This window comes from Actinophytocola sp., from assembly GCF_035634895.1.
Classification (GTDB): Bacteria; Actinomycetota; Actinomycetes; order Mycobacteriales; family Pseudonocardiaceae; genus Actinophytocola.
Genome location: NZ_DASQCC010000052.1, coordinates 1 through 7,760, shown reverse-complemented (window position 1 = coordinate 7,760; position 7,760 = coordinate 1). Strand labels below are relative to the sequence as shown.

11 protein-coding genes and 1 pseudogene are annotated in these 7,760 nt (G+C 70.0%); 8 read left to right on the top strand and 4 right to left on the bottom strand.

Annotation, left to right across the window (positions count from 1 at the left end; genetic code table 11):
• Positions 1-825: GlxA family transcriptional regulator (locus tag VET29_RS07500; RefSeq protein ID WP_324916493.1), on the bottom strand; the 825-nt coding region annotated here is incomplete at its 3' end.
• 81 nt (positions 826-906) lie between these two features.
• Between VET29_RS07500 and VET29_RS07495 the strand changes: the two genes are divergently transcribed.
• A complete protein-coding gene (locus VET29_RS07495; RefSeq protein WP_324916490.1) occupies positions 907-1,329 on the top strand; it encodes a hypothetical protein in 423 nt (140 codons plus the stop codon).
• A gap of 3 nt (positions 1,330-1,332) precedes the next feature.
• The gene (locus VET29_RS07490) at positions 1,333-1,596 is read left to right on the top strand and encodes a DUF3817 domain-containing protein (protein WP_324916485.1); all 264 of its coding nucleotides are present in this window, start codon (positions 1,333-1,335) and stop codon (positions 1,594-1,596) included.
• Here VET29_RS07490 and VET29_RS07485 read toward each other — a convergent pair.
• On the bottom strand, positions 1,565-1,987 hold the full coding sequence (locus tag VET29_RS07485) for an Ohr family peroxiredoxin (protein ID WP_324916483.1): 423 nt from the start codon (positions 1,985-1,987) through the stop codon (positions 1,565-1,567). The genes VET29_RS07490 and VET29_RS07485 overlap by 32 nt on opposite strands.
• Positions 1,988-2,056: 69 nt before the next feature.
• Here VET29_RS07485 and VET29_RS07480 point away from each other — a divergent pair, with 69 nt between their 5' ends.
• The 4 genes from VET29_RS07480 to VET29_RS07465 are packed head-to-tail and all read left to right on the top strand — an operon-like array spanning position 2,057 to position 4,805.
• A complete protein-coding gene (locus VET29_RS07480) occupies positions 2,057-2,983 on the top strand; it encodes an LLM class flavin-dependent oxidoreductase (protein ID WP_324916481.1) in 927 nt (308 codons plus the stop codon).
• Positions 2,980-3,636 (top strand): alpha/beta fold hydrolase, encoded by a 657-nt coding sequence (locus VET29_RS07475; protein ID WP_324916478.1) that lies wholly within the window; start codon positions 2,980-2,982, stop codon positions 3,634-3,636. Before VET29_RS07480 ends, VET29_RS07475 begins: the two co-directional genes overlap by 4 nt.
• 4 nt (positions 3,637-3,640) lie before the next feature.
• Positions 3,641-4,327 (top strand): winged helix-turn-helix transcriptional regulator, encoded by a 687-nt coding sequence (locus tag VET29_RS07470; protein ID WP_324916475.1) that lies wholly within the window; start codon positions 3,641-3,643, stop codon positions 4,325-4,327.
• Between the two features lie 43 nt (positions 4,328-4,370).
• On the top strand, positions 4,371-4,805 hold the full coding sequence (locus VET29_RS07465; protein WP_324916473.1) for a GNAT family N-acetyltransferase: 435 nt from the start codon (positions 4,371-4,373) through the stop codon (positions 4,803-4,805).
• Here VET29_RS07465 and VET29_RS07460 read toward each other — a convergent pair.
• The gene (locus VET29_RS07460; RefSeq protein WP_324916470.1) at positions 4,780-5,367 is read right to left on the bottom strand and encodes a TetR/AcrR family transcriptional regulator; all 588 of its coding nucleotides are present in this window, start codon (positions 5,365-5,367) and stop codon (positions 4,780-4,782) included. The two genes, VET29_RS07465 and VET29_RS07460, sit on opposite strands and share 26 nt — an antisense overlap.
• Positions 5,368-6,300: 933 nt before the next feature.
• Between VET29_RS07460 and VET29_RS07455 the strand changes: the two genes are divergently transcribed.
• Both VET29_RS07455 and VET29_RS07450 read left to right on the top strand, forming a co-directional pair.
• Entirely contained in the window at positions 6,301-7,017 is a 717-nt protein-coding gene (locus VET29_RS07455) for an SDR family oxidoreductase (protein ID WP_324916468.1), read from the top strand.
• Positions 7,018-7,108: 91 nt separating this feature from the next.
• Entirely contained in the window at positions 7,109-7,609 is a 501-nt protein-coding gene (locus tag VET29_RS07450; RefSeq protein ID WP_324916466.1) for a DUF4231 domain-containing protein, read from the top strand.
• A 6-nt stretch (positions 7,610-7,615) separates the two neighbouring features.
• Here the strand turns inward: VET29_RS07450 and VET29_RS07445 are convergent.
• Positions 7,616-7,760 (bottom strand): annotated as a pseudogene (locus VET29_RS07445) (IS5/IS1182 family transposase); the annotation flags it as partial.

Sequence of the window (7,760 nt, the reverse complement as noted above, 5' to 3'; positions counted from 1 at the left end):
CGGGTGTCTCGTGTTCTCCAGCAGGTACTGCGCCTGCCGCACCCGCTCGCGGTGCAGCCACTGCAGTGGCGTCGTGCCGGTCTGCTCGCGGAAGCGGCGGTTGAGGGTTCGCGTGCTCATGCCCGCCCGCGTGGCGATGCCGGCCAGCGTCAGGTCGGTCGTCGCGTTGTCGGAAAGCCAGCGCAGCAAGGGTTCCAGCTCGGCACCCCGCGGCACCGGCGGCTGGTCGGCCACGATGAACTGCGCCTGCCCGCCCTCGCGTTCCAGTGGCATCACCGACTTGCGCGCGGTGTCGGCGGCGACCTTGGAACCGAAGTCGCGGCGGACCATGTGCAGGCACATGTCCAGGCCGGCCGCCGCGCCCGCCGAGGTCAGGAACTGCCCGTTGTCGACGTACAGCACGTTCGGGTCCACGTCGACCTGCGGATACAGGGCCGCGAGCCTGGCCGTGCCCAGCCAGTGCGTGGTCGCGCGGCGCCCGTCGAGCAGCCCGGTCGCGGCCAGGACGAACGCGCCGACGCAGATCGACGCGATGCGGGTGCCCCGCGCCGCCGCGGCCCGGAGCGCGTCGACGACCTCGGCCGGCACGGGTGCGTCCATGTCGGTGCGGCCGGGCAGGACGATCGTGTCCGCGCCGGGCAGCGCGTCGAGGCCCCAGTCCGGGCGCACGGTGAACCCCTCGGCCCGCACCGTCTCCGGGCCGCAGACCCGCACCTGGTAGGCGGGCGACCCGTCGGGGAGCTGGGCGAAGCCGAACGTCCCGACCGGCGTGGCCAGGTCGAACGCGATGACGTCGGCCAGGGCGAGCACGGCCACGGTGTGCATGAGACTCCTTGGCGAGAATCCGTTGGTACCTGGCATTCTTGCCGATTCTCGCGCCCCGGGGCGATCACTACCGTCATCTTCGTGACCAAGGTCCTGCTGTCGTTGCACGTCCTGGCGGCGATCCTGGCCGTCGGCCCGGTGACGGTCGCGGCGAGTATGTTCCCGGCCGCGGCGCGTCGCGACCGGAGCTGGCTGCCGTTGCTGCACCGGATCTGCCGCGTCTACGCGGCGCTCGGGATCGCGGTGCCGATCTTCGGGCTCGCGACGGCCAGCAGTCTCGGGGTGCTCGGCAACACGTGGTTGCTGGTCTCGATCGCGCTGACCGCGGTGGCGGCCGCCGTGCTGGTGTTCCAGGTGCTGCCGACGCAGTCGAAGATCCTTGCCGCCGAGGGGCCGGTTCGGGTGGCCACGCCCCTCGGCATGTACACCGGCGTCTTCAACCTGCTGTGGGCGACGGTCACCGTGCTGATGATCGTCCGGCCCGGCTCGACGACGGGGGCGTGAGAAGTGCGCTGGTTCCGCGTCGTGGCGGCGGTGGAGTTGGTGTCGCTGCTGGTGCTGCTGGTCAACCTGGCCACGGTGCACCTGCCGGCGATCACGTCCCTCGGCGGGCCGACCCACGGGTGCGCGTATCTGGTCGTCGTGGTGGCGACGTTGCGTAACCCGGCAGCCACGCCGGCGACGAAGGTCATGGCGTGGCTACCGGGCATCGGTGGACTGCTCGTCGCGCGCTGTCTCGCTACTGCCTGGCGCCGTTCACGATCAGCGTGACGTCGACGTTGCCGCGGATCGCCCTGGAGTACGGGCAGAGTTCGTGTGCGGAACCGACCAGCCGCGCGGCATCGGGAACCGCCGGCAGCTCGATGTCCAGCTCGACGCCGAGCGTGAAGGTGCCGTCCTCGCCACGGTTCAGCAGCACGCGCGAGTCGATGGTCACGTTGGTGTCGAGGTTCTGCTTGCGTACCAACATGTCCAGCACAGAGGCGAAGCAGCCCGCGTAGCCGACCGCGAACAGCTGCTCGGGGTTGGTGCCCTCGCGGTCGCCGCCGAGTTCCTTTGGTAGACGCAGATCCACGGCCAGTTGGCCGTCGGCGGTACGGCCGTGCCCGTCGGCGCGGCCTCCGGTCACGCGTGCCTCCGCCGTGTAGACCGGACTCGTCATCTCGTTCTCCTCTCGACTTCCAGTGTTGAAACTGTATGCTTCAAAAACAGGAAGCACAAGGAGGATGTTATGGAATTCGTCGGCTATCTGCTGCCGACTCGGGACCATGTCGCACGCGGTGATCACGAGGTCTCGCCGCTGGTTCGGCTCGCCCGGCGCGCGGAGGAGCTCGGGTTCGACTCGGTGTGGGCCGGGGACAGTCCGCTCACCCGGCCGCGTGCCGACCCGTTGACCCTGCTCGCCGCCGTGGCCGCGGTGACGGAACGGGTCACCCTCGGCACCGCCGTGCTGCTACCCGCGTTGCGTCACCCGATCCTGCTCGCCCACCAACTGGCGACCGTGGACCGAATCGCCGACGGCCGGCTGGTGGTCGGCGTCGGCGGCGGCTTTCCGCACCCCAACACCGAGGCGCAGTTCGCCGCCCTCCAGGTCGACTTCAGTACCCGGATCAGCCGTCTTACCGAGTCGGTCGACATCATCCGGCAGCTGTGGACGTCGACCGGTGTTTCCTTTCAGGGCAGGCACTTCGCTTTCGACGACGTGGCGATCGGGCCTCGGCCGGCGCGTGCCGGCGGGCCGCCGATCTGGCTGGCCGGCTCCGGTGACGCGGCGTTGCGGCGCGTCGCACGGCTCGCGGATGGCTGGTTGCCGTACTCGCCGAGTCCGCGGACCTACGCACGGGAGCTGGCCATGATCCGGCGGCCGGTCACGCCCGCGCTGTACGCGACGCTGTGCGTCGACGACGACGTTTCGCTGGCACGCAAACGTATGCGGACACACATCGAGCGCTACTACAACTTCCCGCTGGAGCTCGTCGAGCAGATCCAGGCGATGTTCGCCGGTACCGCACGGGAGGCCGCCGACTGGCTGCGGGGCTATGTCGACGCGGGCGCCCGGCACGTCGTGGTCCGCCTCGCCGCCGACGATCACGACGCGGCGCTCGAACGGTTCGCCGCGTCCGTGCTGCCGCTGCTTCGCGAGGGAGTCCCGGCGTGACGACGTTCGTGCTCGTCCACGGTGCCTGGCACGGCCGCTGGGCGTGGGACAGGGTCGCGCCGCTGCTGCCGCACGCGGTGGCTCCCGATCTGACCCATGACCGCGATGTCGGGCTGCGGGACCATGTGCTCGAAGTCGTGTCCGCCATGGACTCGCTGGACGATCCGGACCTGGTGCTGGTCGGCCACAGCTACGCGGGGTTGGTCGTCCGGGAGGCGGCGGACCGGCGGCCGGACCGGGTCGCGCACGTCGTGTTGATCGAGGGTTGGGCGGGGCCGTCCGGCGTGAGCCTGGCCGATCTCGCGCCGTTCATGGATGTCGTCCGTGCCGCCGCCGACGGTTGGCGTGTCCCGCCGCCCCCGCCGGCCGCGTACGGCATCACCGACCCCGACGACACCGAATGGGTTGGCCGGCGCCTGCGCGACCATCCACTGAGGACGTTCACCGAACCGACCGAGCTGACCGGTGCGGTCGACCGCCTCCCCGGCACCGCCGTCCACTGCCGGCCCGAGGTGTACCCGTTCGCCCGGCTGGCCAAGGATCTCGGCTACCGAACGGTGGCCATGGACGGCCCGCACGACGTGCCGCTGACCGATCCACGCGGCGTGGCCGAGACACTGTGGCCGTTAAGAAACGAGAAGTGCTTACTATGAGGAAGTGGACCAGCGAACGTACAACCAGTACTGCGCCACCGCGCGCACTCTCGACCTCGTCGGCGAGCGCTGGACGCTGCTGCTCGTCCGCGACCTGCTGACCGGCCCGAAGCGGTTCGGCGACCTGCAGAAGAGCCTGCGCGGCCTCGGCACCGGCCTGCTGGCGGCGCGGATGAAGCACCTCGAACGCGAGGGGCTCGTCGAGAAGATCACGCTGCCGCCACCCGCCCGCACCCCGGCGTACGCCCTGACCGCCGCCGGCCGCGAGCTGGGCCCGGCGGTGCTGGCCCTGGCGCGGTGGGGCGCCAAGTGGGCCATGGGCGAACGCCGCGACGGCGAGACGTTCCACGCGGGCTGGGCCGTGCTGGCGATGGAGGCCTACTTCGACGCCGACGCCGCCCAGGGTGTGCGTGCGGTGTACGAGTTCCATGCGGACGACGAGGTGTTCCACGTCCGCGTCGCCGACGGCACGGTCGAGGCGACGCACGGCCCGGCCCAGCTGCCGGACGCGACCCTGGTGACGACCGAGCAGGTGCTGGTCGAGCTGGGCGAGGGCCGCACGACGTTCGCCGACGCGATCAAGCACAAGCAGGTACGTGTCGCCGGCGACAAGGAGGCGGTGCGACGGTTGCGGACGCTGTTCCGCCTGCCGAGCCCCGCTACCCGAGTGGACTCCCAGAATCACGAATAAGTGGCCCTGCCACACGGCCACTTACCTCCGCGATCATGGCCGGGTGATCGATATTCGTTCGCTGACGGCGGAGGACCGCGCCGACTGGGAGGTTCTGGCCCGCGGCTACAAGGGCTTCTACTCGAACCTCCTGCCGGCCGACGCCTACGACAAGACCTGGCAGCGGTTGCTGGACGGCCCCGACCTGCACGGCATCGGCGCGTGGCTGGACGGACGGCTGGTCGGCATCGCCCACTACCTGTGCCACGCCGCGTTCTGGACGGCGGACTGCTGTTACCTGCAGGACCTGTACGTCGCCGAGGAGGCGCGTGGCCAGGGCGCGGGGCGTGCGCTGATCGACGAGGTCGCTTTGGTGGCGCGGGCCCGCGGGTGTGCGCGCCTGTACTGGACCACCAAGCAGGACAACGAGGTCGCCCGCGCGCTCTACGACAAGGTGGCGGAGTTCCGCGGGTTCATCCGCTACGACCATCCCGTGTAGCGAGGGCACGGCTCACGTCGGCGGCGCCCTCGGCGATGTCCTCGACGTCGGGGGATCGGCGGCCCAGGAAGCCGCTCAGGTGCAGGACCGCGTACCCGTGCGCCGCGGCGATGTGCTTTTCGAGCAGGTCGAGCGCGCCGTGGGCGTCGCCGGTGATCTCGACGGCGATGGGCAGCAGGATGTCCATGACCGCGCGGCCGGCCTCGGCCAGCGCCTGGTCGCCGACCCGTAGCCGCTCGTCGAAGATCAGGTCGAACCCGGCGTGGTGGCGCACGACGAAGCGCACGTAGACGCGCGCGGTCTCGGCGAGCCTGTCCACGGGGTCGCCGGTCGCCTCCTTCAGCTCGGCGGCAAGCAGTTCGGCCGCGCGGGTGGCGGTGGCCTTGAGCAGGTCGAGCCTGGTCGGGAAGTGGCGGTAGGGCGCGGCGGCGCTGACCCCGGTGCGGCGCGCGGTCTCGGCGACCGACAAAGCGTCGACGCCCTGCTCGGCGACCAGCGCCAACGCGGCGTCGACGAGCGCGGCACGCAGGTCACCGTGGTGGTACTTCGCACGCGTGGCCACGGCCGCTCCTTGCCATCGATGTAAGAGGGAACCAAGTTTGCGCCAACGACCCAGTCATCGTCGTGCAACTCAGTCATCATCGTGCAACTCGTCGACGAGTTCGCCGGCCGCCGCACGACCCGCAGCTGCTCGGCGCGTTCGGCCGCCAGTTCCGTCGGTTCAACCGGGCCGACCGCCAGGCCGTCGTCGAGCGGGAGCCGGCCGCGACGCCGGCGCCGAAGCCGGACCAGCCGGCACCACGAGCCTGCTGGCCCTCACTGCCGCGGCCGGCATCGGCTGGGCGGCCGCCGGCGCGCCTTCCCAGCTGGGTATGGCTCCGCCCAAGATCTGCGTCATCACTCGACTGGTTGACCTGAGGCTCACCTTCTACGCCTAGATTGGGCAGTATTGTCCTACAATCCTACGTTTTTTTTGAAGGGTTGGGCGCGGTAGCGGCCCCCGCGCCCATGGCAGCCAGGGTTGCCACGACGAGGAAACACATTTGCCAAGTGGTTGGTGAGGACTGGTAGCCGGCTGCGACGCTCGCTGCGACAGACATACCAAGTGCGCCGCCCACTGCAAGTGGAAACAGGCGACGCCGGTCCATGACCGCAGTGTCCCACCGAGCCCATCGAACAGCGATGCGCCAATCGGGTTGGCTCATCGCTGGTTGCCCGTCATGCCGTCTTTCCTTGTGCGATGTTGATTTTGGCCAGGTCAAGGCCGGTGCATGTGCGTCGGCAGCGTGCGCGGCGTGCCGCCCCGGCAGCCGGCCGCCGTCCGAACGACCTTCCCGCACTCGCTCGCGTTCGTCGTCCCACCTGGCGCACTACTCGGCGTTACCGCCGAGCTTGTCAACATCGCGGCGCACCCCAAGGCGCCTGGCGACCTTAGGTACGGAGTTGGGGTAACCTACACATACTCGATGTAAGAGACCTCTAACATTGGATACGCATGATTGACGGAAAGGTCGTCGCGATCACCGGGGCGAGCAGCGGCATCGGCGAGGCGACAGCGGTGTTGCTGGCGTCCCGAGGCGCGAAGCTGGTCCTGGGGGCACGGCGGGAGGACCGGCTGGCCGCACTGGCCACCCGACTCGGCGGCGCACATCTGGCCGTCGACGTCCGCAGGCGAGCGGACGTGGCGGACCTCGTCGCGCTGGCGGACAAGCGGTTCGGTCGGCTGGACGTGCTGGTCAGCAACGCCGGCGTGATGCCGGTGTCGCGGATGGACGCGCTACGCCTGGACGACTGGGACGACATGGTGGACGTCAACATCAAGGGCGTGCTGCACGGCATCGCGGCGGCGCTGCCGGTCTTCCGCGAGCAGGGCAGCGGACACTTCGTGAACATCGCGTCGACGGCGGGCTTCCGTATCGTGCCGACGATGGCCGTGTACGCCGGCACGAAGTTCGCGGTCCGCGCCATCTCCGAAGGCCTCCGCCAGGAAGCCGGCGACAACCTCCGTGTCACGATCATCTCGCCAGGCATGACGAGAACGAACTCGGCCGACTCGATGACGGACCCGGCCGTACGCGACCAACTGGCCGAGACCGTCGACAGGATCGGCATGCCAGCCGAGGCCGTGGCGCGCGCGATCGCCTACGCCATCGAGCAACCACCAGACATCGACGTGGGCGAGGTGGTAGTCCGGCCCACGGCGCAGGCCTGAACACCAGGGCCAGATGGATCTTCGTGCGGAGTCCGCGGCCGGCCGACGTAACCCGCGCCTGAGAACCCGGAACGCGAGCTAGTGTGCACCGGTGAAGTGGGCATCCTCAGGCGATCTCGACGAGCACTGGATCGTCGACGCGCGTCGGGACGAGCAGCCGATTCCCGTCATGGTTCTCGAGCGGTGGCGGTGGTACAAGCGGTACTCCAGGCGGGCACGCCTGTGGTACGGCTCGGCCGAGGCCGTCGCCATCGTCGCCTCCGCCACCATTCCCGTGGCCGCCGCGGCGCATTTCGACGCGCCGGTGATCGCCGCGTTGGGGGCGGTCGCGCTCATCGCGACCGCCGTCCGCACGACGTTCGGGCTGCACGAGAACTGGATCGAGTACAGCCAGATCGGCTACGGCATCGAACGCGAGGCGGCGCTGTTCGTCTCCGCCGCCCCGCCGTACGACACCGCGGACGCGCCACGGCTACTGGTGATGCGGGTCGAGGCCCTCGCCGAGCGCGGTGGCCAGCAGTGGGCCACCCGCCGCATGGGCCTCGAGCACGCCCAACAGAAGCCCGAGCCGGCTAAGAGGCTCCGGCAGTAGATGGGGTTATTTGAGGCGGCGGGTGGTGGGGTGGGTGTCCCATCGGTGGGTGTGGCGGGCTGCTTGGATGAGGCAGCGGACGGTGACGAACGCGGCGGCGAGGTGGAGGTAGAAGTCGATGATCGTGGCGTCGCGGTCGGTGCAGCGCCGG

Bases quoted from the DNA above. Each gene is read 5' to 3' on its own strand.
- VET29_RS07485 (WP_324916483.1), bottom strand. From the start codon at position 1,987: ATGACGAGTCCGGTCTACACGGCGGAGGCACGCGTGACCGGAGGCCGC.
- VET29_RS07480 (WP_324916481.1), top strand. From the start codon at position 2,057: ATGGAATTCGTCGGCTATCTGCTGCCGACTCGGGACCATGTCGCACGC.
- VET29_RS07455 (WP_324916468.1), top strand. From the start codon at position 6,301: ATGATTGACGGAAAGGTCGTCGCGATCACCGGGGCGAGCAGCGGCATC.